This is a genomic window from Caulobacter sp. 17J80-11 (assembly GCF_014349105.1).
Lineage (GTDB): Bacteria > Pseudomonadota > Alphaproteobacteria > Caulobacterales > Caulobacteraceae > 17J80-11.
The window spans coordinates 41,490-63,050 of the sequence record NZ_JACSJI010000009.1 but is presented as its reverse complement, the minus strand read 5'-3'; the positions used below and the strand labels follow the sequence as shown (position 1 = coordinate 63,050).

Here is a 21,561-nt window from a genome sequence, read left to right as displayed (position 1 = left end):
GGAGACGCGCTGGTGCGCGACGGCCTCCCCGACGAGGCGCACGCGGACGCGGCGCCCCGTCGTCCCAGCCTGATCTATCCCTTCGACCGACGCCCGGAGCCGGGCGAGGCGATCGAGGTCGCCGACGGCGTGCTGTGGCTGCGCCTGCCGCTGCCCTTCGCGCTGGACCACATCAACGTGTGGGCGCTGCGCGACGGCGAGGGCTGGACCGTGGTCGACACCGGCGTGGCCTCGTCCGCCTGCAAGGACGCCTGGCGCGACGCTTTGTCCGGGCCGCTGCAGGGCCGGCCGGTGACGCGCGTGATCTGCACCCACATGCACCCCGACCACGTCGGCCTGGCCGGCTGGCTGGTGCGAAAGTTCGATTGCCGGCTGTGGATGACGCGGCTGGAATACATGATCTGCCGCGTGCTGGTGGCCGACACCGGCCGCGAGGCGCCGGAGGAGGGCGTCCGCTTCTACCGCGCTTGCGGCTGGAGCGCGGAACAGCTCGAAGGCTACCGGGCTCGCTTCGGCGGCTTCGGCAAGGGCGTGCACCCTCTGCCGGACGGCTATCGCCGCATCGAGGACGGCGACAGCATCCAGATCGACGGACGCGCCTGGCGGGTGGTGGTCGGCGACGGCCATTCGCCCGAGCACGCCTGCCTGTGGCGGGCCGAGGACGGCGTGCTGATCTCCGGCGACCAGGTGCTGCCGAAGATCTCGTCCAATGTCTCGGTGTGGCCGACCGAACCCGAGGCCGATCCGCTGTCCGACTGGCTGGCCTCCCTGGCCAAGCTGAAGCGCGAGATCCCCGCCGACGCCCTGGTCCTGCCCTCGCACGGCGATCCGTTCCGCGGCCTGCATGACCGGCTCGACGCCCTGACGCGCGGCCACGAGCGCTCGCTGGAGCGGCTGCAGCGGATGCTGAAGGAGCCGAAGCGCGCCACCGACGTGTTCGGCGCCCTGTTCGCCCGCGCCATCGGCGACGACATGCTGGGCATGGCGACCGGCGAGAGCGTGGCGCATCTCAATTGCCTGGAGCGACGCGGCCGCGTGGTCCGCGAGCTCGACGACAACGGCGTGCTCTGGTGGCGCGCCGCATGAAGGAAGAATCGATGACCGACCTGGTGTTGACCAGCCTCGAGGACGGCGTCCTGACCATCGCCCTGAACCGGCCCGACAAGAAGAACGCCATCACCGACGCCATGTACGCGAGCATGGCCGACGCCCTGTGCGAGGGCGCCGTCGATCCCGACGTGCGCGTGGTGCTGCTGCGAGCCGAAGGCGAGTCCTTCAGCGCGGGCAACGACATCGGCGACTTCGCCATGATCGCCATGAGCGGCCGGCCCGCCGAGGAGATGGCGGTCTTCCGCGTGCTGAAGGCGCTGGCGCACTTCGAGAAGCCGGTCGTCGCGTCGGTCAAGGGCGTGGCGGTCGGGATCGGCACGACCGCGCTGCTGCATTGCGACCTCGTCTACATGGCCGAGGACGCCCGGCTTTCAGCGCCGTTCGTAAATCTCGCCCTCGTGCCGGAGGCGGCGTCCAGCATTCTCCTGCCGGCGCGTATCGGTCATGTCCGGGCCTACGAAATGTTCGCCCTCGGCCGGGCGGTGGACGGGGTCACGGCGGCCGCCTGGGGCCTGGCCAACGCCGCCCTGCCGGCCGAGGTCGTCGACCAGGCCGCTACGGACGCCGCGAAGGCGCTGGCCGCCCGCCCGGCCGGCGCCCTGGCCGCGACCAAGCGGCTGATGCGCGACGGCGCGGCGATCTGGGCTCACATGCAGGTTGAGAGCCGGGTGTTCGGCGAACGACTGATGAGCGCCGAGGCGCGCGAGGCGTTTACTGCGTTCGCAGAACGTCGCGCGCCCGACTTTTCCAAGGTCTAGATCTTCACCGACGCAAAGCTTGGCTTTTCTTTTTCTAGAATCCTGCTTTTAGTCGCGCGCAGAGCGTGTGGGGCGCTCTTGCAACTAGTTCTGCCTGGGGGGCAACCTTGAAATCCGTCGCTCGTATCGCCGTGGCCGTTTCGGCCGCCGCCAGCCTGTCCGCCTGCGCCACCGTCACGCGCGGCACCAACACCGCCTGGGAAGTCCAGACCGATCCGGCTGGCGCCACGGTGACCACCTCGCACGGTCACCAGTGCCCGTCGACGCCGTGCGCCATCAAGATGCCGCGCAAGTCGGAGTTCACGGCCACCATCACCAAGGAAGGCTATGAGACGGCCACCGTGTCGGTGACCAACAAGGTCGCCGGCGGCGGCGCGGTCGGCGTGGCCGGCAACGTGCTGGTCGGCGGCATCATCGGCGTGGGCGTGGACGTGGCCTCCGGCGCGGCGCTCGATCTGACGCCGAACCCGGCGATCGTGAAGCTGGAGCCGAAGAAGACCGTCGCCGCCGCTCCGGCCGCTGCTCCGGCCCCGACCGCGGAAGCCGCTCCGGCTCCGGCGGCCCAGCCGGGCGCCTGATCCTAAAAGTATCGGACCTGACAAGACGCGCCGCCCGGGAGACCGGGCGGCGTTTTTCGTTTTCGGGCCGCGTCCCGGCCGCCTCTGGGGTGCGCTGACAAAGCCTTTGACGGCGAGGCTCGCCGTTCGTATGTGCGCGCCTTCGTCGAGGCGCGCGATGATCGAAAAGCGGCGGCGCTTTGAGAGTGTTCGATCATGAGTATGCCGGCCGCGGCGCCCGTCGCCTTCTCCCTTGTCCTCGAGACCGCCGCCGACGCGGCGCGCGTCGACGCGCTGGTGGCCGACGCCTTCGGCCCGGGACGGTTCGCCAAGACCGCCGAGCGCCTGCGCGAGGGCAATGCGCCGGTCGCTTCGCTCAGCTTCATGGCCCGCGCGGCCGGGGAGGCGATCGCGACCGTGCGTCTGTGGCCGGTGCGGATCGGCGAGACGCCGGTGGTGTTCCTGGGCCCCATCGCGGTCGAGCGGGCCTGGCGCAGCGAAGGCGTGGGCGCGGCCCTGGTCGAGGCCTGCTGCGCGGCCGCCCGCGCCGAGGGCTGGCGGGCGGTGCTGCTGGTCGGCGACGAGCCGTATTTCGGGCGCTTCGGCTTCGTGCGTGCGCCGGACGTGCGTCTGCCCGGGCCGGTGGATCAGCGCCGCGTGCTGGTGCTGGACTTCGACGCCGAAGCGGCGCCGCTGGCGGGGCCGGTCTGGAAGGGCTGACGCCTAGAGGCGCGCGGTCAGCGTGCCGACCACTTCTTCGGCGGTGATCCCGTGCCGGCGCGCCGCGTCGGTCAGCACCAGGCGATGCTTCAGCACCGGCAGGGCCAGCGCCTTGACGTCGGCCATGGACGGACTGACCCGGCCCTCGACCAGGGCGCGGGCGCGCGCCAGGCGCATCAGCGCCTGACCGGCGCGCGGGCCGGGACCCCATTCGACCGCCTCGGTGACGACCGGCGGCGCGGCCGGATCGTCGGGGCGGGCGCGGCGCACCAGCTCCAGGATGGATTCCACGATCTTCTGGCCGACCGGCAGGTCCGCCGACAGCTTCTGCGCCTCGAACAGGCGGTCGGGGCTGAGCGCGGGCGTCACGTCGGTCTCGTCACGGCCGCCGGTCTCCAGCAGCACGCGGCGCTCTTCCTCGCGGTCGGGGTAGGTCATGTCGACCTGCACCATGAACCGGTCGACCTGGCTCTCCGACAGCGGATGCGGCCCCGGCCCCTGCGCGCCGCGGGTGGCGAACACGTGGAACGGGCCGGTGATGTTGTGGCGCAGGCCGCCCACCGTCGCGCGGCGCTCATGCATGGCTTCGAACAGCACGGCCTGGACGGCCGGGGCGGCGCGGTCGACCTCGTCGGCCAGCAGCAGGTGGGTGAACAGCGGGCCGGCGGCCCAGCGCGCCTTCGGACCGAGCGCGCGTTCCTCGACCACCTCGCGGCCGACCAGGTCGTCGACGCCGAGCGCGGGATGGAATTCCAAGCGGCCGGAGCTCAAGCCCAGGGCCCGGCCCAGCGCCCTGATCAGGCGGGTCTTGGCCATCCCCGGCGCGCCGACCACGAGCGCATGGCCCTCGGCGACGACGGTGGCGAGGGCGAGTTCGATAGCGGCGTCCTGGCCGAACACGACGCCGCGCAGCGCCTTGCGCGCGGCCGCGAGCCCCTGGCTCGCGCGCTCGAAGGCGGCGATCTTGTCGTCGGACGCTTCCCTCGCCGGCTGCATGGGCCTACCTCAAACTAAGCGCGCTTTCAGGTGAGTGGTCGCCGGTGGACCGCCCGGAAAGCGCGTCAACAAGATGAGCGCGTTCGGACGCAAAACCGGCGTCCACTTTTGCTGAACGCGCTCTAGCGAATGTAGCAGAACGAGCTTCACAGGAAGCGCTTGTGACCGAGCGGGTGGAAAAATCCGATAAACGTGGCCTTGGCGCCGTAGTCGAGGCCGCGCGCGCGACAGGGGAAAAGCGCGGCCTCCCGCCGGTCCACCTGTGGAATCCGGCCCACTGCGGCGACATCGACATCGTCATCCGCCGCGACGGGACGTGGCTGCACGAGGGCGCGCCGATCGGCCGGCCGGAGCTGGTGCGCCTGTTCTCCACCGTGCTGCGCAGAGATCCCGACGGCTTCCACCTGGTCACCCCGGTCGAGAAGCTGAAGATCACCGTCGAGGACAGCCCGTTCAGGGCCGTGCGGGTCGACCGCCGCGACGGTGCGCTGGTGTTCACGACAGACGTGGGCGACGAGGTCGAGGCCGGCCCGCAGGACCCGCTGCGGGTCGAGACCGATCCGGTCACCGGCGAACCGGCGCCCTACGTCCACGTACGCCGCGGCCTGGAGGCGCGCGTCGAGCGGCCGGTCTTCTACGAACTGGTCGAGATGGCTGAGGAACGCCAGACGCCCGACGGCCCTCAGCTGGGCGTGACCTCCCAGGGCGCGTTCTTCCCGCTCGCGCCGGCCGGAGCGCACCGGTGAGCCCGGCCGAGGTGCGCGCGCGCCTGCTGGAGCGGCTCGACCCGCTGGACGGTTGGGACCCGGCCATGGTCGCCGACCGGTCGGATTTCGACCTGAACCCGGAGCTCAAGCGCGAGCGCACACGGCTGCTGCGCGACGCGGCGGTCCTGGTGCCGCTGGTCGAGCGGCCCGAGGGCCTGCAGGTGATCCTCACCCGCCGCGCCGACACCCTGTCCAGCCACACCGGCCAGATCGCCTTTCCAGGCGGCCGGCTCGATCCCGGCGAGGGCCCCCTCGAGGCGGCCCTGCGCGAGGCGGAGGAGGAGATCGGGCTGGACCGCGGCTTCGTAGAGCCGCTCGGCCTGTCCGCGCGCTACGAGACGGTGACCGGATATGTCGTCACCCCGGTGGTCGCCTTCGTGCGGCCGGGATTCGAACTGACGCCCAATCCGGCCGAGGTGGCAGACGTGTTCGAGACGCCGCTGGCCTTCCTGATGGACCCGGCCAACCACCAGCGCCAGTTCTACGAGGCGGGGGAAGGGAGCCGGCGCTACTTCTACGCCATGCCCTGGGGCGAGCGGTTCATCTGGGGCGCCACGGCCGGCATGCTGCGCGCCCTCTACGACCGGCTCTACAGCGACGAGGGCGGGTTGATCTCCGCGCCGGAAACGCGAACCTCGGCCTCGTGACTCGGATCGAACCCCAGCCCTGGATGACCGCGCCGGAAACGCGAGCGGTGCTGGACGCCCTGGAGGCGGCCGGCGGACCCGACTGCGCCCGCTTCGTCGGCGGTTGCGTGCGCAACACCCTGATGGGCCGCCCGGCCGACGACGTCGACATCGCCACCGTCCTGACCCCGCGACAGGTGATCGCCGCCCTGGAACGGGCCGGTCTGCGCGCCGTGCCAACCGGCGTGGAGCACGGCACGGTCACCGCCATCGCCGACCACCATCCGTTCGAGATCACCACGCTCCGCCGCGACGTCGAGACCGACGGCCGCCGCGCGGTGGTCGCCTTCTCCACCGACTGGGCCGAGGACGCCGCGCGCCGCGACTTCCGCCTGAACGCGCTCTACGCCGACCGCGAGGGGCGGCTGCACGACTACGCCGGCGGCGGGGTCGAGGACGCGCTGGCCGGCCGCATCGTCTTCGTCGGCGACGCCGAGACGCGCATCCGCGAGGACTATCTGCGCATCCTGCGCTTCTTCCGCTTCTTCGCCTGGTACGGCCGCGGCGAGCCAGACGCCGTGGGCCTGGCCGCCTGCGCCGCCCTGGCCGGGGGCATCGCTGCCCTGTCGGCCGAGCGGATCTCCAAGGAGCTGCTGAAGCTGCTGTCCGCGCCCGACCCGCGCACGGCCGTGCGGCTGATGGTGGAGGCCGGCGTCTGGGCGGCCGCCGTGCCGGTCGAGGCCAACCTGGCCCGCTTCGAGGCCATGGTGCAGATCGACCCGGATCCGGAGCTGCGCCTGTCGGCCCTGCTGCCGGACGACCCGGAGCTGGACGCTTCGCTGGCCGAGAACCTGCGCATGTCCAACGCCCAGCGCGACCGGCTGGTCGCGGCCCTGCCGTCGGGCCCGGCGGTGAGCCTCGACATGTCCGAACCGGCGGCGCGCGCGGCCATCTACCGGCTGGGGACGCGCACCTTCACCGATCGGGTGAAGCGCGCCTGGGCCGAGCACCCGAAACACTCTGAACCGGCGCGGGCCCTGCTGGACCTCGCCGCGCACTGGAAGACGCCGAAGTTTCCGCTTGGCGGCGCCGACGCCAAGGCCGCGGGCGTGCCGCACGGCCCGGCCGTCGGCCGGCTGCTGCGTCAGACCGAGGACTGGTGGGTGGAACACGATTTCCCCGAAAACGGCGCGCGCGAACGCCTCGAGGCCCTGGCCCGCGAGGCGGCGGCGTGAGCGTCGCGATCGGCTATTCCGGCAAGTCGGTGATCGCCAAGCTGGGCCTGAAGCCCGGCCAGGCGATGGGCGTGATCGATCCGCCGCCGCACTGGCGCGACCTGGTCGAGCCGCTCCCGGACGGTGCATGCGCCGAGGAGGGCGGCCACGACCTCGCCATGGTTTGGCTGTTCGTTCGCAACCGGACCGCGCTGGAAGCGCGGATCCAGCCGGCGTTGGCGGCTATCGCCCCAGGCGGCGCGCTCTGGGTCTCGTGGCCCAAGAAGAGCTCGAAGCTGTTCGTGGACCTGACCGAGGACGGGCTGCGCGAGATGGTTCTGCCGGCCGGCTGGGTGGACGTGAAGGTCTGCGCGGTGGACGCGGACTGGTCGGGGCTCAAATTCCTGAGGCGCAAGACGTGAAGATCGGCATTCTGGAGACCGGCACGCCGCCGGAACCGCTGGGCGACACCTACGGCGATTATCCGGCCATGCTGCGCCGGCTGCTGGGCGAGGACGCCTACGCCTGGAAGACCTATGCGGTCGCGGACGGCGCCTATCCGGAGCGGATCGACGCCTACGACGCCTACCTCGTCACCGGCTCGCCGGCCGGGGTCTACGACGGCGACCCCTGGATCGCCCGGCTGATGGATTTCCTGAACGAGGCCAAGGGCAAGGCCGCCCTGGTCGGCGTCTGCTTCGGCCACCAGGTCATGGCCGAGGCGTTCGGCGGGCGGGTGGTGAAGTCCGACAAGGGCTGGGGCGTCGGCCTGCACCGCTACGACGTCCACACGCGCGAGCCGTGGATGGACGACGCGAAGACCATCTCGATTCCGGTCTCGCACCAGGATCAGGTGGTGGAGCTTCCGCCGGCGTCGCGGGTGATCGCGTCGAGCGACTTCGCGCCGATGGCCATGCTGGCCTATGACGACCAGCCGGCGATCTCCATGCAGTTCCACCCGGAATTCGAGCCGGCCTACGCCACGGCCCTGGTTGAAAAGCGCCGCGGCACGCGCCTGACCCATGAGGAAGCCGACCGCGCGGTCGAGAGCCTCAGGGCCGCCGACGACCGCGCGCGGGTGGGCGCGTGGATCCGCGGGTTTCTCGCCAGCGGCCGCTGATCAGCTCAGCTTTCCGAGCAGGGTCGCGAGCGTCTCCAGCTCGGTCTTGTCCAGCCGGTCGCCGACGTGCGAGTGCACGGCGGCGGCGTAGACCGGCCACACCTGCCGACGGGCCTCCCGGCCCGGATCGGTCAGCACGATCGCGGAGCTCCGCGCATCGTCGGGCCACGGCTCTCGCCGGACCAGGCCGGCCGCCTCCAGCCGGTCGAGCAGGCGGGTGAGGTTGTAGCGGGCCAGCAGCAGCCGCTTGCCCAGATCAGTCTGCCGCAGGCGTCCGTCCGGTTCGCGATCCAACTCCAGCAGGACGTCGTACCAGTCCAGAGGCGGCAGCCCCTGCGCCTTTAGGTCGGCCTGGACCCGCTCCAGCACCGCCGGCGCGGTCCGCATCAGGCGCACCCACGCCTTTTCCAACGCGGGGCTCCATTTTGCGCCGTTTGTTGCACTTGCAATCATCTCGCGCCGACCTCATGTTGCACTTGCAACAAACTAGCCGAGGAGGCTGTGATGGTGAAGTCGATCACGCGTGAAGAGTTGAAGCGCCGCCTGGACGCCGGCGAGCCCGTGCGGCTCATCGAGGCCCTGCCGGAAAAGTACTTCGTACACGCGCACCTGCCCGGCGCGGTGCGGCTGAACTACGACGAGGTGACCGATCGGGCGGCGGTCGTGCTGCCGGACCGGGGCGCGCCCATCATCGTGTACTGCGCCAGCGACACGTGCGCGAACTCGCACAAGACGGCCGAAGCGCTCACCGCGCTGGGCTACGCCGACGTGGCGGTCTACCCCGGCGGCAAGAAGGACTGGACCGAAGCGGGTCTTGCGGTCGTGTCCGAACGGGAGCCGGCGTGATGGTCGAAACTCGCCTGGCCCCCTGGGGCGCGCTGGCGCTGCGCCTCGCGCTCGGGACGATGTGGGTCTCCCACGGCCTGCTGAAGCTGCTGGTCTACACGCCGGCCGGCTTCGTCGCCTACCTGCAGTCCGTCGGTCTGCCGACCCAGGTGGCGGTTCCCGTGATCTTGGCCGAACTCGTCGGCGGCGCGGCCATACTGGCCGGCTTTCACGGCCGGTGGGCGTCGCTGGCCCTGTCGCCGATCCTGGTCGGCGCGACCCTGGCCCACGCGCCCAACGGCTGGGTGTTCTCCAGCCCGAACGGCGGGTGGGAGTTCCCCGTGTTCCTGATCGCGGCCTCGGCGGCGCACGCGCTGCTGGGCGACGGTCGGCTGGCGTTCAGGGCGTGGCGGCCGCTGGCTGCGCAGCCGGCCTGACCCAAAGCCCCGCCCGCCTCGGCCGACGGGGCGGGCGGGTTCAGGGCCACTTCACCTCGGGCGGCATGGAGCTGAGGATCGAGTCGACGTTGCCGCCGGTCTTCAGACCGAACAGGGTGCCGCGGTCATAGAGCAGGTTGAACTCGACGTAGCGGCCGCGGCGGATCAGCTGTTCCTCGCGCTCGGCGTCGGTCCAGGCCTCGTTCATGCGGCCGCGGACGATCTGCGGATAGACCGCCAGGAAGGCCTCGCCCACGTCGCGGGTGAGGGCGAAGTCGCGCTCCCAGTCGCCGCTGTCGTGGTGGTCGTAGAAGATGCCGCCCACGCCGCGCGGCTCGTTGCGGTGCGGCAGGAAGAAGTACTCGTCGCACCACTTCTTGTAGCGCGGCCACCATTCCGGATCGTAGCGGTCGCACGCGCCCTTCATGGCGTAGTGGAAAGCCTGGGCGTCGGGGGCTTCCTGGTCGCGCTGGTAGGCCAGCAGCGGGGTCAGGTCGGCGCCGCCGCCGAACCAGGCGCGCGAGGTGGCGATGAAGCGGGTGTTCATGTGCACCGCCGGCACGCGCGGCGAGCGCATGTGGGCGATCAGGCTGACGCCGGTGGCGAAGAAGCGGGGGTCTTCGTCGGCGCCCGGAATGGTCTTGGCGAATTCCGGCGAGAAGGTCCCGTGCACGGTCGACACGTGCACGCCGACCTTCTCGAACAGCCGGCCGTGCATCATCGACATGACGCCGCCGCCGCCGCCCTCGCGAACCCAGGGGGTGCGCTCGAACCGGCCGGCGGTCTCGCCGTAGAGGTGGGCGGGAGCCTCGTCCTCCAGGCGCTCGAACTCGGCGCAGATGCGGTCGCGCAGGGTCTCGAACCAGGCGCGAGCCTTGAATTTGCGGTCTTCCAGAACGGCGGGATCGGTCATGGGGGCTCAATAGCGGCGCCGGCGACCGCGAGCCACCCCGTGACGATACGTAGTCGACAGGGCGGGCTTGCGGCGGAATCCGGCGCCCGGCATTCGGGGGCGACAGGAGGACGGCATGGACGAACACGAAGCGCTCGGACTGGCGACTCACCGTCACTACAAGGGCGGGCTCTATCGGTTCCTCTTCGAGGCGCGCCATTCGGAGACCGAGGAGGCCATGGTGGTCTACGAGCACCTGTGGCCGCACGCCCGCGCGCCCTGGGTGAGGCCGGCCGAGCTGTTCTACGGCCGCCTGCCGGACGGGCGCCTGCGGTTTCAGCCGCTGGGCGGGGAGGGGAAGCCGTCGACCTGACGCAGCGCCTCGCCCAGCGCCAGCGCCGCGGCGGTGACCACGTTCAATGAGCGTGTCTCCGGCCGGATCGGGATGAACAGGCGCGCGTCGGCGGCCGCGTGCACTTCGTCGGGGACGCCGGCGCTCTCGCGGCCGAACAGCAGAATGTCCGACCGGCGGTACTCGAATCGGTGAAACGGCTCGGCCGCCCGCGTGGTGAACAGCAGGAGCCGCCCCTCGGGCCGGTTCGCCCCGTAGGATTCCCAGGAATCCCAACGGTTCGCGTCGGCCGCGCCGCCGTAGTCCATGGCCGCCCGCTTCAGCGCGCGGTCGCCTAGCGGGAAGCCACAGGGCTCGATCACGTCGAGGGCGACGCCCAGGCAAGCGCTCAGCCTGATCGCAGCCCCCAAGTTTTGCGGAATGTCAGGTTGAAAAAGCGCGAGACGCATTCTAAGGCCATGCCCAACGCGCGATCCGGGGGTTCGTCCGCGCGCCGTCCGGCTTGGTTAAAGCGCCCGGCGGTGTACGGCCGCAAGGGCTGACCTAAGGATCGGGCTCGAGAACTTTGTTAGTGACTGGGCCGCCTAAGGCGCGGCTCGAGCTCGAAAGGGTGATCAAGTGGCCGAAACGGTCGTGAACCCCAACCTGGAGGGGCAGGAGCCCACCCGGCGGGACTTCATCCACATCGCCGCCGGCGCGGCGGCGGTCGGTGGCGCGGCGATGTTCGCCTGGCCGCTGATCGACCAGATGAACCCCGCGGCCGACACGCTCGCCCTGGCGTCGATCGAATTCGATCTGACCAAGGTCACCGAGGGCCAGCAGGTCACCATCAAGTGGCGCGGCAAGCCGGTGTTCGTGCGTTACCGCACCCCGGCGGAAATCGAAGCCGCCCGCAAGACGCCGCTGTCCGACCTGAAGGATCCTCAGAAGGACGAGGATCGGGTGAAGCCGGGCCACGAGCAGTTCCTGATCCTGGTCGGCACCTGCACCCACCTGGGCTGCGTTCCGACCTTCGGCGCCGGCGAATACGGCGGCTGGTTCTGCCCCTGCCACGGCTCGGTCTATGACACCTCGGGCCGCATCCGTAAGGGGCCGGCTCCGAAGAACCTCGCGGTTCCCGACTACGCCTACTTGACCGACACCCGCGTCAAGATCGGCTAAGGCGCACCATCATGAGCGAACACGAATCCACTTACGTGCCCAAGACGGGCTTCGAGCGCTGGCTCGACACCCGCTTGCCGATCATCCGCTTTGCGGCTGACTACGCCACGATCCCGACCCCGAAGAACCTGAACTACTGGTGGACCTTCGGCGGCATCCTGGCCCTGTGCCTGGTGATCCAGATCGTCACCGGCATCGTGCTGGTCATGCACTACACGCCGAACGCCGACCTGGCGTTCGCCAGCGTCGAGCACATCATGCGCGACGTCCGTCACGGCTGGATGATCCGTTACATCCACTCGAACGGCGCCTCGATGTTCTTCCTGGCCGTGTACATCCACATGCTCCGCGGCCTGTACTACGGCTCCTACAAAGCCCCGCGCGAGATGATCTGGATCCTCGGCGTGGTGCTGTTCCTGCTGATGATGGCCACCGCCTTCCTGGGCTACGTGCTGCCCTGGGGTCAGATGTCCTTCCACGGCGCCGTCGTGATCACCAACCTGATCGGCTCGATCCCGATCGTGGGTGAATCGATCACCACCTGGCTGTGGGGCGGCTTCGCGGTCGACAACCCGACGCTGAACCGCTTCTTCTCGCTGCACTACCTGCTGCCGTTCGTGATCGCCGGCGTCGTGGTGCTGCACCTGTGGGCGCTGCACGCCGCGGGCCAGAACAACCCGGTCGGGATCCTGATCCCGCAGGAGCAGCGTTCGCGCGACACCGTTCCGTTCCACCCGTACTACACGGTGAAGGACGGCTTCGCGATCATCCTGTTCCTGATGCTGTTCGCGGTGTTCGTGTTCTTCAATCCGAACGCTCTGGGCCACGCCGACAACTACATCCCGGCCAACCCGCTGGTCACCCCGGCCCACATCGTGCCCGAATGGTACCTGCTGCCGTTCTACGCCATGCTGCGCGCCGTGCCCGACAAGTTCATGGGCGTGCTGGTGATGTTCGGCTCGATCGGCCTGCTGTTCGTGCTGCCCTGGCTGGACACCTCGAAGGTGCGCTCCATGCGCTACCGCCCGGCGATGCGCTGGTTCTTCTTCATCTTCGTGCTGGTGGCCTTCATGCTGGGCTGGTGCGGCGCGAAGTCTCCGGACGACCAGCTGATCCACGGCATCACGACCTTCCGGCTGTTCGACGGCGACCTGAACTCGTACCTGTGGCTGTCGCGTCTGCTGACGCTCTACTACTTCTCGTTCTTCCTGATCATCATGCCGTGGGTGGGCCTGCGCGAGACCCCGCTGCCGGTGCCGGAGTCGATCTCCAGCCCGGTGCTGTCTGGCCACGGTTCCGTCCCGACCGGCGCGGTCGCCGACGCCGAAAAGAAGGGTTGAGCTCGATGAAGCTCTCTGTCGTTAAAACCCTCGCTTCCGGCGTCGCCGCTCTCGCCCTCGCGGGCGCGGCGGCTCCGGCCCTCGCCTCGGGCGGCGCGGAACATCCGAAGGAAGTGGCCTTCAGCTTCGAAGGCCCGCTCGGCAAGTTCGACCAGGCGCAGCTGCAGCGCGGCTACAAGGTCTATCGGGAGGTCTGCTCGGCCTGCCACTCGATGAACCTGATGTCGTTCCGCAACCTGGGTCAGGAAAGCGGTCCGTTCTGGGATCCGAAGTTCAAGCACAACCCGAACGACAACCCGTACGTGAAGGCGATCGCCGCGGAGTACGAAGTCGACGACATCGACTCCGAAACCGGCGAGCCGGTGAAGCGCAAGGCCACCCCGGCCGACAAGTTCCCGTCGCCGTACCCGAACGCCACGGCGGCCGCGGCCGCCAACGGCGGCGCCGCGCCGCCGGACCTGTCGGTCATGGCCAAGGCCCGTCACGGCGGGGCGCGCTACATCTACTCGATCCTGACCGGCTACGTGAATCCGCCGGCCGGTCTGCACGTCGGTCCGAACCAGCACTACAACCCGTACTTCCCGGGCGACCTGACGTCGGCCTGGCACGGCGATCACAAGAACGTCCCCAAGGGCGGCTTCATCGCCATGCCGCAGCCGCTGACGGCCGGCCAGGTGACCTTCGACGACGGCACCAAGTCGACGCTCGAGCAGCAGGCCAAGGACGTCTCGGCGTTCATCGCCTGGGCCTCCGACCCGAAGGCGACCGAGCGCAAGCAGACCGGCGTGGCCGTCATGATCTTCCTGGCGCTGTTCGCCGGGCTGACCTACGCCTCCTACCGTCGGATCTGGCGCGGCATCGCCCACTGACGTCTGGTAGAGCTTTGCTCTAGGAATGAGCCCGCCGGCCCCGCGCCGGCGGGCTTTTTCTTTGCCGGAGGGACCATGGCCGATCGCGGCGGGGAGTGGGTGCTGGGCGTCCTGGGCGGCTCCGGCGTCTATGAGATCGACGGGCTGGAGAAGCGCGAGTGGCGCCGGGTGGACACCCCCTGGGGCCTGCCGTCGGACGACCTGCTGTTCGGCGAGATCGAGGGCGTGAAGGTGGTCTTCCTGCCGCGCCACGGCCGCGGCCACCGGCTCACCCCCTCGGGCGTGAACGGGCGCGCCAACATCGACGCCCTGAAGCGCGCCGGCGCCACCGACGTGCTGTCGCTGTCGGCGGTGGGCTCGCTGAAAGAAGACCTCCCGCCCGGCACCTTCGTGATCGTCGACCAGTACGTCGACCGCACCTTCGCGCGACCGAAGAGCTTCTTCGACGAGGGCCTGGTCGCCCACGTCTCGGTGGCCGATCCGGTGTGCGCGCGCCTTGCCGGTCTGGCCGCGGAGGCCGCCCGCGCGGCCGGCGCGCCGGTCGTCGAGGGCGGGACCTATCTGGCCATGGAAGGCCCGCAGTTCTCCACCCGGGCCGAGAGCGAGCTCTATCGCGCCTGGGGTTGCTCGGTGATCGGCATGACCAACATGCCCGAGGCCAAGCTGGCGCGGGAAGCCGAGCTGCCCTACGCCTCGGTCTGCATGGTCACCGACTACGACTGCTGGCACGCCGAGCACGGGCCGGTGGAGGTCAGCCACGTCATCGAGGTGCTGCTGGCCAACGCCGCCAAGGCCCGCGACCTGGTCGGCCGGCTGGCCCGCGGCCTGAAGGGGCCGCGCACCGCGGTCCCGGCCGACACGGCGCTGGAGCACGCCGTCATCACCCCGCCGCACGCCCGCGACCCCGAACTGGCGCGCAAGCTCGACGTGGTGGCCGGGCGGGTGCTCAACCGCTAGGCTCGCGCGAACGGGGGAGGAAGCCATGCGGGCGATCTTCGCGGCGGCGCTTGTGGCCGGGATGCTGGCGGCTGGTTCGGCCGAGGCCTGCCGCTCTTCGAAGTACGTCACATCGGTGACCTTCGACGAGGCGCCGCCCGAGCTGGCCTACGAGCCGCTGGCGCTGCGGGTGAAGATCACCCGCGTTCGGGACACGGGCGCGCCGCGTCGAAACAATCGGGCCTACGCCTGGGCTAGGGTCATCGGTGTGGAGAAGGGGGCTTATCGCGCGCGTACGGTGCGCATCGCGCTGGCGGTCAACTCCTGCGGGCCGTTTCCGAAGGTCGGCGACACCGGGCTGATCGTGGGCCATCTCGATACCGCCGCCGATGGCCAGCCTGTGTTCACGCCTCAGCTCGACAGCCCGGCCGAACGCGATGCCCGCAAGAAGAACCCCCGTGCGTGAAGGGCGGAGAGGGCGGTGTGCAGGTTAGGGGGAGGCACGACAAAAGCATGCTCAAGCTAAGCTCGATGGCTTTCGCCGTTGGCGTTGCGGCCTTGGTGGCTGGGCGCGCTGAGGCCTGTATCGTTTCAGAGGCCGTCGAATTGATGCTGCACGACGACGTGTCGGCCGCGACGTCTGACGAAGAGCTCGTTCTACGCGTAGAAATCACGCGATTTCCGAGTGAGGAGGAACTTCGCTCGAATGTACCGCATGTCATTTCAGTCGACGCTAAGAATGTAGAGATTGATTCAGCTTCGGTTCCGGTCCCCAGGGAGCAGCTCGAACTCTTGATCTATCCTCGCTACGTTTGGGCTGAAGTTAAGGCCGTCGAGCGCGGGCATTTTTCTGACCGCGTCGTAAGGGTTAGGTACCTGGACAGTTCATGCGGGCCGTTTCCGGCTGTCGGCGACAGGGGCCTGCTGATTGGCCACTTCGAGGTTCAGCCCGACGGTCAGCCCGCGTTTGTGCCTCGGATGGAAACCGAGGGTGATCGGAAGCTCCGCAAGGGACAGCCGGACCGATGAACCTGAAGGACGCCATCCGCACCATCCCGGACTATCCCAAGCCCGGGGTCATGTTCCGCGACATCACGACCCTGCTGGGCCACCCGCGCGCCTTCCGCCAGGCGGTGGACGCGCTGGTGCAGCCGTTCGCGGGGCAAAAGGTCGCCAAGGTGGCCGGGATCGAGGCGCGCGGCTTCATCCTGGGCGGGGCGGTGGCGCACCAGCTCTCGGCCGGCTTCGTGCCGCTGCGCAAGAAGGGCAAGCTGCCCCACCAGACCATCCAGGTGGAGTACGCCCTGGAATACGGCGTCGACGCCATGGAGATGCACCAGGACGCGGTGCTGGCCGGCGAGGAGGTGATGCTGGTCGACGACCTGATCGCCACCGGCGGCACCGCGGAAGCCGCGATCAAGCTGCTGCGCCAGGCCGGGGCCCGCGTCGCCGCCGCCTGCTTCGTGGTCGACCTGCCGGAATTGGGCGGGGCCGAGCGCATCCGCGCCATGGGCGTGCCGGTTTCCACCCTGGTGGCCTTCGAAGGGCACTGAGCCGCCTTCAGAGGCGCGCATGACCGTCTTCGAGCGGGCGCCCGGTCCCCGCACGATCCTGCTCACCGGGCTGTGCGGCCTGGCCGGCGCGCTGCTGCTGTTCGCCGGCGACATGCTGTTCTTCGGCCGCTTCGGCAGCGGGGCAGAGGCGGTGCTGGCCGAGACCACCGCCCGGGCCTCCACCGCCCGGCTGATCATCGGCGGCGCCGTCGCCCCGTTCGCCGGCCTCGGCTACCTGATCGGATGCGCGCACCTGTTCTGGCGGCTGGCGCCTGCGCCGGCCTGGGCGCGGGCCGGGGTCACTCTCGGCGCGGCTCTGCTGTTCCTCGCCGGCGCCTGCGTCCACGCCGCCTGGGGCGCCTACGCCCTGGCGATCCGGGCGGCGGCGACTGAACCCGCCCTGGCGCCGCTGAGGGACACGATCGGCGGCTATACCGACGTGCTGTTCGCGCTCGCCTACGCCGCCGGCTATCCGGCCGCGGTCGTGCTGTTCGTCCTGGTCGCGGCGGGCCGGACCTCGTGGCCGCGCTGGACGGCGCTGGTCAACCCGGTGCTGGTCAAGCCGCTGCTGGAGACCGCCGGCTGGATCCCCGCGCCGCTGGGCGCGGTCCTGGTCGGGGGCGGCTTCAATCTGGCGATGGCCGTGTTCTTCGCCGTCTCAATCGCCACCTGCGGTCGGCGTCTGACGCGGCTGTAACAAAACCGACATGGTTTCGCCCCGATCGCGGCCGGTTTCCGCCTCCGGGGTGCGGCATAAGCGTCGCCATGACGACCCTGACCCCGCTCGACCGCCTGTTCGTCGCCTTCAGCGCGCTGGCCCTGATCTGCGCCGCCCTGCAGGCGTGAGCCGCCGCCACGGCGATTTTTACGGAGCCTGAGCCGCCTCGACGGTCACCCCGCCGCGGGCGATAGTTCGCGCCCGTCGTCGTCGAGGTCCGCCCATGAAGCGTCTCGCCCTGGTCGTCGCCCTGCTGGCCGCGGCCGCAGCGCCCGCCTTCGCCGCCGACACGCCGGTCGATCCGGCCGCCATCTCCGCCCACGTGAAGGTCCTCGCCGACGACAGCTTCGAAGGCCGCGGCGTCGGCACTGAGGGCGAGAAGAAGACCATCGCCTACGTCTCCCGGCAGTTCGCCCAGGCCGGCTTCCAGCCCGGCGGGCCGGACGGCGAGTGGGTGCAGCCGGTGACCCTGCGCCGCTTCGAGGTGACCAACCCGGCCGCGCGCCTGCAGGTCGGCGGCTGGTCCCAGGCCCTGACCCAGGGCGAGCAGATCGTCATGTCGACCCGCCGGCCGGCCCGGCGCGTCGATATTCAGAGCGCGCCGCTGGTGTTCGTCGGCTACGGGATCAGCGCGCCCGAGCGCGGCTGGGACGACTACAAGGGCCAGGACCTGAAGGGGAAGATCGCGGTCGTCCTGGTCAACGACGCCGACTTCGAGGACCCGTCGCTGAACACCTTCGGCGGCAAGGCCATGACCTATTACGGCCGTTGGACCTACAAGTACGAGGAGGCCGCCCGCCGCGGCGCCGAGGGCGTGCTGATCGTCCACGAGACCAGGCCGGCCTCCTACGGCTGGAACACGGTCAAGAACAGCTGGTCGGGGCCGCAGTTCGACATCGTGCGCAAGGACCCGGAGAAGGAGCGCATCCCGCTCGAAGCCTGGCTGCAGCGCGACACGGCGGTCGAACTGTTCAAGCGCGCCGGCCTGGATTTCGAGGGCGAGAAGTCCAGGGCCCGCTCGCGCGACTTCCGGCCCGTGGTGCTGAAGGACGCCAGCCTGTCGGCGGCCTTCGACGTGGCGACCTCGACCATCCAGAGCAACAACATCATCGCCCTGCTGCCGGGTGCGAAGCGGCCCGGCGAGTACGTGCTGTACACCGCCCACTGGGACCACCTGGGCGTGGGCGCGCCGGACGCCAACGGCGACCGCATCTTCAACGGGGCGGTCGACAACGCCACCGGCGTGGCCGCCCTGATCGAGCTGGCGCGCCTGTTCGCCTCGGGCCCGCGCCCGGACCGCTCGATCGTGCTGATCGGCTTCACGGCCGAGGAGAGCGGCCTGCTGGGCTCCGAGTACTATGCGTCCAATCCGGTCTATCCGCTGGCCAGGACGGTGGCCGGCTTCAACATGGACGCCCTGAACGTCGCCGGCCGCACGCGAGACATCGGGGTGGTCGGCTCCGGCGAGACCGACCTGGAGGATGACCTGGCGCGCGTGGCCAAGACCCAGAACCGCGTGGTGGTGCCCGATTCCACGCCCGAGGCCGGCGGCTTCTTCCGCTCCGACCACTTCCCGCTGGCCAAGCGCGGCGTGCCGATGCTCTACGCCGGCGGCGGCGACGACTTCATCGACAACCCGGCCAAGTCGAAGGCCATCGTCGATGACTATGGCAAGAACCGCTATCACCAGGCCGACGACGAATGGAGCCCCGACTGGGACCTGCGCGGGGCGGCCGAGGACGTCTCCTTGCTCTACCTGATCGGCCTGGACCTCGCGAATTCGCCCCGCTGGCCGCAGTGGCGGGCGGACGCGGAGTTCAAGGCGGCGCGGGACGCGACGGCAGGGGAGCGGAAGTAGCACCACGGCCGTCATCCCGGCCGTAGCGGAGGGCAGCGCAGCGAAGAGCCGGGATGACGGCCCTAGGGTTCGTACTCCTCCGTCGTCCGCGGCGCGTCGGGCAGTTCGCGGTCCAGGCTCTCGCGGTACTTCACGCAGCCACGCAGGAACTGCGGCCAGGCGGGAACGGCGATTTCCTTCGGGATCGGCTCGGGCAGCAGGCCCCACAGTTGCGGGTGATGCCAGCACAGGTCCTGGCCGCTGGCGTCGCGGTGGGCGCGCACGCCGGCGCGCAGGCGTTTGGCCTCGGCCAGCAACTCTTCGCGGGTCAGGCCGTCGAGGTCCTCGTCCACCGCCCTCAGTCCGTCGCCAGGATCTCCGGCAGGCCGCGCTCGGCCGGCGCGCGGCCGAACACCGGGTGGTAGTACCAGCTGAGGAACCGCTCCTCCGCCTCGGCCAGGGACACCGGCGCGAAGCCTTCCTGTTCGGCGTAGTCGATGCGCCCGCAGCAGGCGGTCTTCCACCATATGCCGACCTTCTGCCCGGCGGCGGCGCGGACCAGGGCGGCCCGGTCGCTCCAGGCGTCGCCGCACAGCGCCTCGCCGCCGTCGCAGGCCTCCATCAGCTTCAGCGCGTGGGCCCAGCAGTCCCAGACGCTGGTGGCCGACGCGCCGACCTTCAGGGCGGCGCCGCGGGGCTCCAGCCAGGCGACGTAGACGCCCGGCGCGCCGCGGGCGGCGGCGTCGACGGCGACATCGAGGAGACGGCCCGTCGGCGTGACGGAGAACTCGATCCCCTTGCGGAATCCGAAGGCGCTCGGATGTTTCAGCAGATTCAACGGATAACCCCCTTCAGCCCGAAGGGGTGAACTGCGGCGCACGCGCGCAGGTTCCCGCGTTCCGGAGAACCATCTCGACCGCTGGGGTTCGAACTGTATAGTCCGCCGCCAGATGAAGTCATTCGTCGGGGTAGGAAACCAATGAAGCGTATCTCCCTCGCCGTGGCGGCCGTCCTTATGGCCTCCACCGCCACCGCCGCGCTGGCCGCCAGCCAGCCGCAGATCGACGCCGCCAAGATCTCCGAGCACGTGAAGGTGCTGTCGTCGGACGAGTTCGAAGGCCGCGGCCCGGCGACCCCGGGCGAAGAAAAGGCCATCGCCTACATCGCCAAGCAGTTCGAAGCCGCCGGCCTGCAGCCGGGCGGCCCGAACGGCTCCTGGTTCCAGGACGTCACCCTGCTGCGCACCCAGAAGACGGGCCCGGTGACCGCCTCGGTGAAGGCCGGCGCCTGGAGCCACGACTACGTCTACGGCAAGGAGATCGTGGTCGGCACGCAGCAGCCGGTGGACCACATCACCCTGAAGGACGCGCCGCTGGTCTTCGTCGGCTACGGCGTGCACGCGCCGGAGCGTGGCTGGGACGACTATGCGGGCCTGGACATGCACGGCAAGGTCGCCGTCGTTCTGGTCAACGACCCGGACTTCGAGGCGGACCTGGGCGGTCTGTTCGGCGGCAAGGCCATGACCTACTACGGCCGCTGGACCTACAAGTTCGAGGAAGCCGCCCGCCAGGGCGCCGCGGGCGTGATCATCGTCCACGAGACCAAGCCGGCCTCCTACGGCTGGGCCACGGTCGAGGGCTCCTGGTCGGCCCCGCAGTTCGACATCGTCCGCGCCGACCCGATGAAGGAGCGCGCGCCGGTGCAGGGCTGGGTCCAGCGCGACCAGGCCGTCGAGCTGTTCAAGCAGGCCGGCCTCGACTTCGAGGCGCTGCGCACCGCCGCCCACACCAAGGGCTTCAAGGCCGTGCCGATGAACGCCTCGTTCTCGACCGACTTCGCCGTCCAGGCCGACAAGACCGTCACCCACAACGTCATCGCCCGCCTGGTGGGCAAGAAGCGTCCGGGCGAGACCATCATCTACGGCGCGCACTGGGATCACCTGGGCCGCGGCGTGGCCGACGCCAACGGCGACGACATCTACAACGGCGCCCTCGACAACGCGTCCGGCACCGCCGGCCTGCTCGAGCTGGGCCGCGTGTTCGCCGCCGGCCCGCGTCCGGACCGCTCGATCGTGTTCATCGCCTACACGGCCGAGGAGAAGGGCCTGCTGGGCTCGGAATTCTACGCCGCCAACCCGGTCTATCCGCTGGAGACCACTGTCGCCGGCTTCAACATGGACGGCCTGCCGACCAACGGCCCGACCAAGGACGTGGAAGTCGTCGGCTTCGGCCAGTCGGACCTGCAGGACGACCTGCAGCGCGTCGCCGCCAAGCAGCATCGCGTGATCGTGGCGGAGTCCTCGCCGGAAGCCGGCCACTACTACCGTTCGGACCACTTCCCGTTCGCCAAGCGCGGCGTGCCGATGCTCTACGCCGGCGCGGGCGAGGACCTGGTCAACGGCGGCAAGGAAGCCGGCAAGAAGGCCTCTGAGGAGTACAACACCAAGCGCTACCACCAGCCCGACGACGAGTTTAACCCGAACTGGGACTGGAGCGGCGCGGTGCAGGATCTGGACATGCTGCGCCAGATCGGCATGGGCCTGGCCAACACCGATCGCTGGTCGCAGTGGAAGGCCGGCTCGGAGTTCAAGCCGGTCCGCGACAAGTCGGAAGCCGCCCGCAAGAAGTAAGCGCCGGCTGAAGCCTGAAAACGGAAACGCCCGCCTCGCAGGAGGCGGGCGTTTTTCGTTGGAGGGGCCGAAATCCTCGTCCTTCGACAGGCTCAGGATGCGGATGTCTAATCAAACGCAGTAGCCCTCATCCTGAGCTTGTCG

At 70.0% G+C, this 21,561-nt stretch carries 28 protein-coding genes; 22 read left to right on the top strand and 6 right to left on the bottom strand.

Going from position 1 to position 21,561, the window contains the following annotated elements:
- Positions 1-12: 12 nt before the first annotated feature.
- The 4 genes from H8B08_RS11010 to H8B08_RS10995 all read left to right on the top strand — a co-directional run bounded on the left by H8B08_RS11010 (position 13) and on the right by H8B08_RS10995 (position 3,145).
- Positions 13-1,086, top strand: coding sequence for an MBL fold metallo-hydrolase (locus H8B08_RS11010; RefSeq protein ID WP_187450248.1), 1,074 nt, complete (start codon positions 13-15; stop codon positions 1,084-1,086).
- An 11-nt stretch (positions 1,087-1,097) separates the two neighbouring features.
- A complete protein-coding gene (locus tag H8B08_RS11005) occupies positions 1,098-1,868 on the top strand; it encodes an enoyl-CoA hydratase-related protein (RefSeq protein ID WP_187450343.1) in 771 nt (256 codons plus the stop codon).
- Between the two features lie 107 nt (positions 1,869-1,975).
- The gene (locus H8B08_RS11000; RefSeq protein ID WP_187450247.1) at positions 1,976-2,446 is read left to right on the top strand and encodes a PEGA domain-containing protein; all 471 of its coding nucleotides are present in this window, start codon (positions 1,976-1,978) and stop codon (positions 2,444-2,446) included.
- Between the two features lie 195 nt (positions 2,447-2,641).
- On the top strand, positions 2,642-3,145 hold the full coding sequence (locus H8B08_RS10995) for a GNAT family N-acetyltransferase (protein WP_187450246.1): 504 nt from the start codon (positions 2,642-2,644) through the stop codon (positions 3,143-3,145).
- 3 nt (positions 3,146-3,148) lie between these two features.
- Here the strand turns inward: H8B08_RS10995 and H8B08_RS10990 are convergent, their stop codons facing one another.
- On the bottom strand, positions 3,149-4,141 hold the full coding sequence (locus H8B08_RS10990; protein WP_187450245.1) for a MoxR family ATPase: 993 nt from the start codon (positions 4,139-4,141) through the stop codon (positions 3,149-3,151).
- 161 nt (positions 4,142-4,302) lie between these two features.
- Between H8B08_RS10990 and H8B08_RS10985 the strand changes: the two genes are divergently transcribed.
- From H8B08_RS10985 to H8B08_RS10965, 5 genes are read left to right on the top strand one after another with little or no spacing between them, the layout of a single operon-like run.
- Positions 4,303-4,887 (top strand): DUF1285 domain-containing protein, encoded by a 585-nt coding sequence (locus H8B08_RS10985; RefSeq protein WP_370545457.1) that lies wholly within the window; start codon positions 4,303-4,305, stop codon positions 4,885-4,887.
- Positions 4,884-5,555 carry a CoA pyrophosphatase gene (locus H8B08_RS10980; protein ID WP_187450244.1) on the top strand — a complete coding sequence of 224 codons (672 nt, stop codon included), beginning with the start codon at positions 4,884-4,886 and terminating at the stop codon, positions 5,553-5,555. The genes H8B08_RS10985 and H8B08_RS10980 overlap by 4 nt, the downstream gene beginning before the upstream one ends.
- A gap of 23 nt (positions 5,556-5,578) precedes the next feature.
- Positions 5,579-6,769, top strand: coding sequence for a CCA tRNA nucleotidyltransferase (locus H8B08_RS10975; RefSeq protein WP_187450341.1), 1,191 nt, complete (start codon positions 5,579-5,581; stop codon positions 6,767-6,769).
- Positions 6,766-7,170 carry a DUF3052 domain-containing protein gene (locus H8B08_RS10970; RefSeq protein ID WP_187450243.1) on the top strand — a complete coding sequence of 135 codons (405 nt, stop codon included), beginning with the start codon at positions 6,766-6,768 and terminating at the stop codon, positions 7,168-7,170. Before H8B08_RS10975 ends, H8B08_RS10970 begins: the two co-directional genes overlap by 4 nt.
- Positions 7,167-7,868 carry a type 1 glutamine amidotransferase gene (locus H8B08_RS10965; RefSeq protein ID WP_187450242.1) on the top strand — a complete coding sequence of 234 codons (702 nt, stop codon included), beginning with the start codon at positions 7,167-7,169 and terminating at the stop codon, positions 7,866-7,868. Before H8B08_RS10970 ends, H8B08_RS10965 begins: the two co-directional genes overlap by 4 nt.
- Here H8B08_RS10965 and H8B08_RS10960 read toward each other — a convergent pair whose 3' ends face one another.
- On the bottom strand, positions 7,869-8,279 hold the full coding sequence (locus H8B08_RS10960) for a MarR family winged helix-turn-helix transcriptional regulator (RefSeq protein ID WP_222934422.1): 411 nt from the start codon (positions 8,277-8,279) through the stop codon (positions 7,869-7,871).
- Positions 8,280-8,372: 93 nt separating this feature from the next.
- On the opposite strand from H8B08_RS10960, the gene H8B08_RS10955 reads away from it, so the two are divergent.
- On the top strand, positions 8,373-8,714 hold the full coding sequence (locus H8B08_RS10955) for a rhodanese-like domain-containing protein (RefSeq protein WP_187450241.1): 342 nt from the start codon (positions 8,373-8,375) through the stop codon (positions 8,712-8,714).
- A complete protein-coding gene (locus tag H8B08_RS10950) occupies positions 8,714-9,130 on the top strand; it encodes a DoxX family protein (protein WP_187450240.1) in 417 nt (138 codons plus the stop codon). Before H8B08_RS10955 ends, H8B08_RS10950 begins: the two co-directional genes overlap by 1 nt.
- A 40-nt stretch (positions 9,131-9,170) precedes the next feature.
- Here H8B08_RS10950 and hemF read toward each other — a convergent pair whose 3' ends face one another.
- On the bottom strand, positions 9,171-10,043 hold the full coding sequence (gene hemF / locus H8B08_RS10945; protein WP_187450239.1) for an oxygen-dependent coproporphyrinogen oxidase: 873 nt from the start codon (positions 10,041-10,043) through the stop codon (positions 9,171-9,173).
- A 115-nt stretch (positions 10,044-10,158) separates the two neighbouring features.
- Here hemF and H8B08_RS10940 point away from each other — a divergent pair, with 115 nt between their 5' ends.
- A complete protein-coding gene (locus H8B08_RS10940; RefSeq protein WP_187450238.1) occupies positions 10,159-10,395 on the top strand; it encodes a DUF1653 domain-containing protein in 237 nt (78 codons plus the stop codon).
- On the opposite strand, the gene H8B08_RS10935 is transcribed toward H8B08_RS10940, so the two are convergent.
- Positions 10,359-10,823 carry a tRNA (cytidine(34)-2'-O)-methyltransferase gene (locus H8B08_RS10935; RefSeq protein ID WP_187450237.1) on the bottom strand — a complete coding sequence of 155 codons (465 nt, stop codon included), beginning with the start codon at positions 10,821-10,823 and terminating at the stop codon, positions 10,359-10,361. The two genes, H8B08_RS10940 and H8B08_RS10935, sit on opposite strands and share 37 nt — an antisense overlap.
- Positions 10,824-10,992: 169 nt before the next feature.
- Between H8B08_RS10935 and petA the strand changes: the two genes are divergently transcribed.
- The 9 genes from petA (at position 10,993) to H8B08_RS10890 (ending at position 18,809) form a co-directional block, all read left to right on the top strand.
- Positions 10,993-11,535 carry a ubiquinol-cytochrome c reductase iron-sulfur subunit gene (gene petA / locus H8B08_RS10930; protein ID WP_187450236.1) on the top strand — a complete coding sequence of 181 codons (543 nt, stop codon included), beginning with the start codon at positions 10,993-10,995 and terminating at the stop codon, positions 11,533-11,535.
- 11 nt (positions 11,536-11,546) lie between these two features.
- Positions 11,547-12,875 (top strand): cytochrome b/b6, encoded by a 1,329-nt coding sequence (locus H8B08_RS10925; RefSeq protein WP_187450235.1) that lies wholly within the window; start codon positions 11,547-11,549, stop codon positions 12,873-12,875.
- 5 nt (positions 12,876-12,880) lie between these two features.
- Positions 12,881-13,744 (top strand): cytochrome c1, encoded by an 864-nt coding sequence (locus tag H8B08_RS10920; RefSeq protein ID WP_187450234.1) that lies wholly within the window; start codon positions 12,881-12,883, stop codon positions 13,742-13,744.
- Positions 13,745-13,819: 75 nt separating this feature from the next.
- Entirely contained in the window at positions 13,820-14,701 is an 882-nt protein-coding gene (locus H8B08_RS10915) for an S-methyl-5'-thioadenosine phosphorylase (protein ID WP_187450233.1), read from the top strand.
- 25 nt (positions 14,702-14,726) lie between these two features.
- Positions 14,727-15,146 (top strand): hypothetical protein, encoded by a 420-nt coding sequence (locus H8B08_RS10910; RefSeq protein ID WP_187450232.1) that lies wholly within the window; start codon positions 14,727-14,729, stop codon positions 15,144-15,146.
- Positions 15,143-15,709 carry a hypothetical protein gene (locus H8B08_RS10905; protein ID WP_187450231.1) on the top strand — a complete coding sequence of 189 codons (567 nt, stop codon included), beginning with the start codon at positions 15,143-15,145 and terminating at the stop codon, positions 15,707-15,709. Before H8B08_RS10910 ends, H8B08_RS10905 begins: the two co-directional genes overlap by 4 nt.
- Positions 15,706-16,233 (top strand): adenine phosphoribosyltransferase, encoded by a 528-nt coding sequence (locus H8B08_RS10900; RefSeq protein WP_187450230.1) that lies wholly within the window; start codon positions 15,706-15,708, stop codon positions 16,231-16,233. The genes H8B08_RS10905 and H8B08_RS10900 overlap by 4 nt, the downstream gene beginning before the upstream one ends.
- Before the next feature lie 19 nt (positions 16,234-16,252).
- Complete coding sequence (locus H8B08_RS10895) at positions 16,253-16,930, top strand: DUF6796 family protein (RefSeq protein ID WP_187450229.1); 678 nt, start codon at positions 16,253-16,255, stop codon at positions 16,928-16,930.
- A gap of 244 nt (positions 16,931-17,174) precedes the next feature.
- The gene (locus tag H8B08_RS10890; protein ID WP_187450228.1) at positions 17,175-18,809 is read left to right on the top strand and encodes a M28 family metallopeptidase; all 1,635 of its coding nucleotides are present in this window, start codon (positions 17,175-17,177) and stop codon (positions 18,807-18,809) included.
- 62 nt (positions 18,810-18,871) lie between these two features.
- Here H8B08_RS10890 and H8B08_RS10885 read toward each other — a convergent pair whose 3' ends face one another.
- Both H8B08_RS10885 and H8B08_RS10880 read right to left on the bottom strand, forming a co-directional pair.
- Positions 18,872-19,141: a hypothetical protein gene (locus H8B08_RS10885; protein ID WP_187450227.1), complete on the bottom strand. Its 270-nt coding sequence runs from the start codon at positions 19,139-19,141 to the stop codon at positions 18,872-18,874.
- A 5-nt stretch (positions 19,142-19,146) separates the two neighbouring features.
- On the bottom strand, positions 19,147-19,626 hold the full coding sequence (locus H8B08_RS10880; protein ID WP_187450226.1) for a hypothetical protein: 480 nt from the start codon (positions 19,624-19,626) through the stop codon (positions 19,147-19,149).
- A gap of 141 nt (positions 19,627-19,767) precedes the next feature.
- On the opposite strand from H8B08_RS10880, the gene H8B08_RS10875 reads away from it, so the two are divergent.
- Positions 19,768-21,417, top strand: coding sequence for a M28 family metallopeptidase (locus H8B08_RS10875; RefSeq protein WP_187450225.1), 1,650 nt, complete (start codon positions 19,768-19,770; stop codon positions 21,415-21,417).
- Positions 21,418-21,561: the final 144 nt, after the last annotated feature.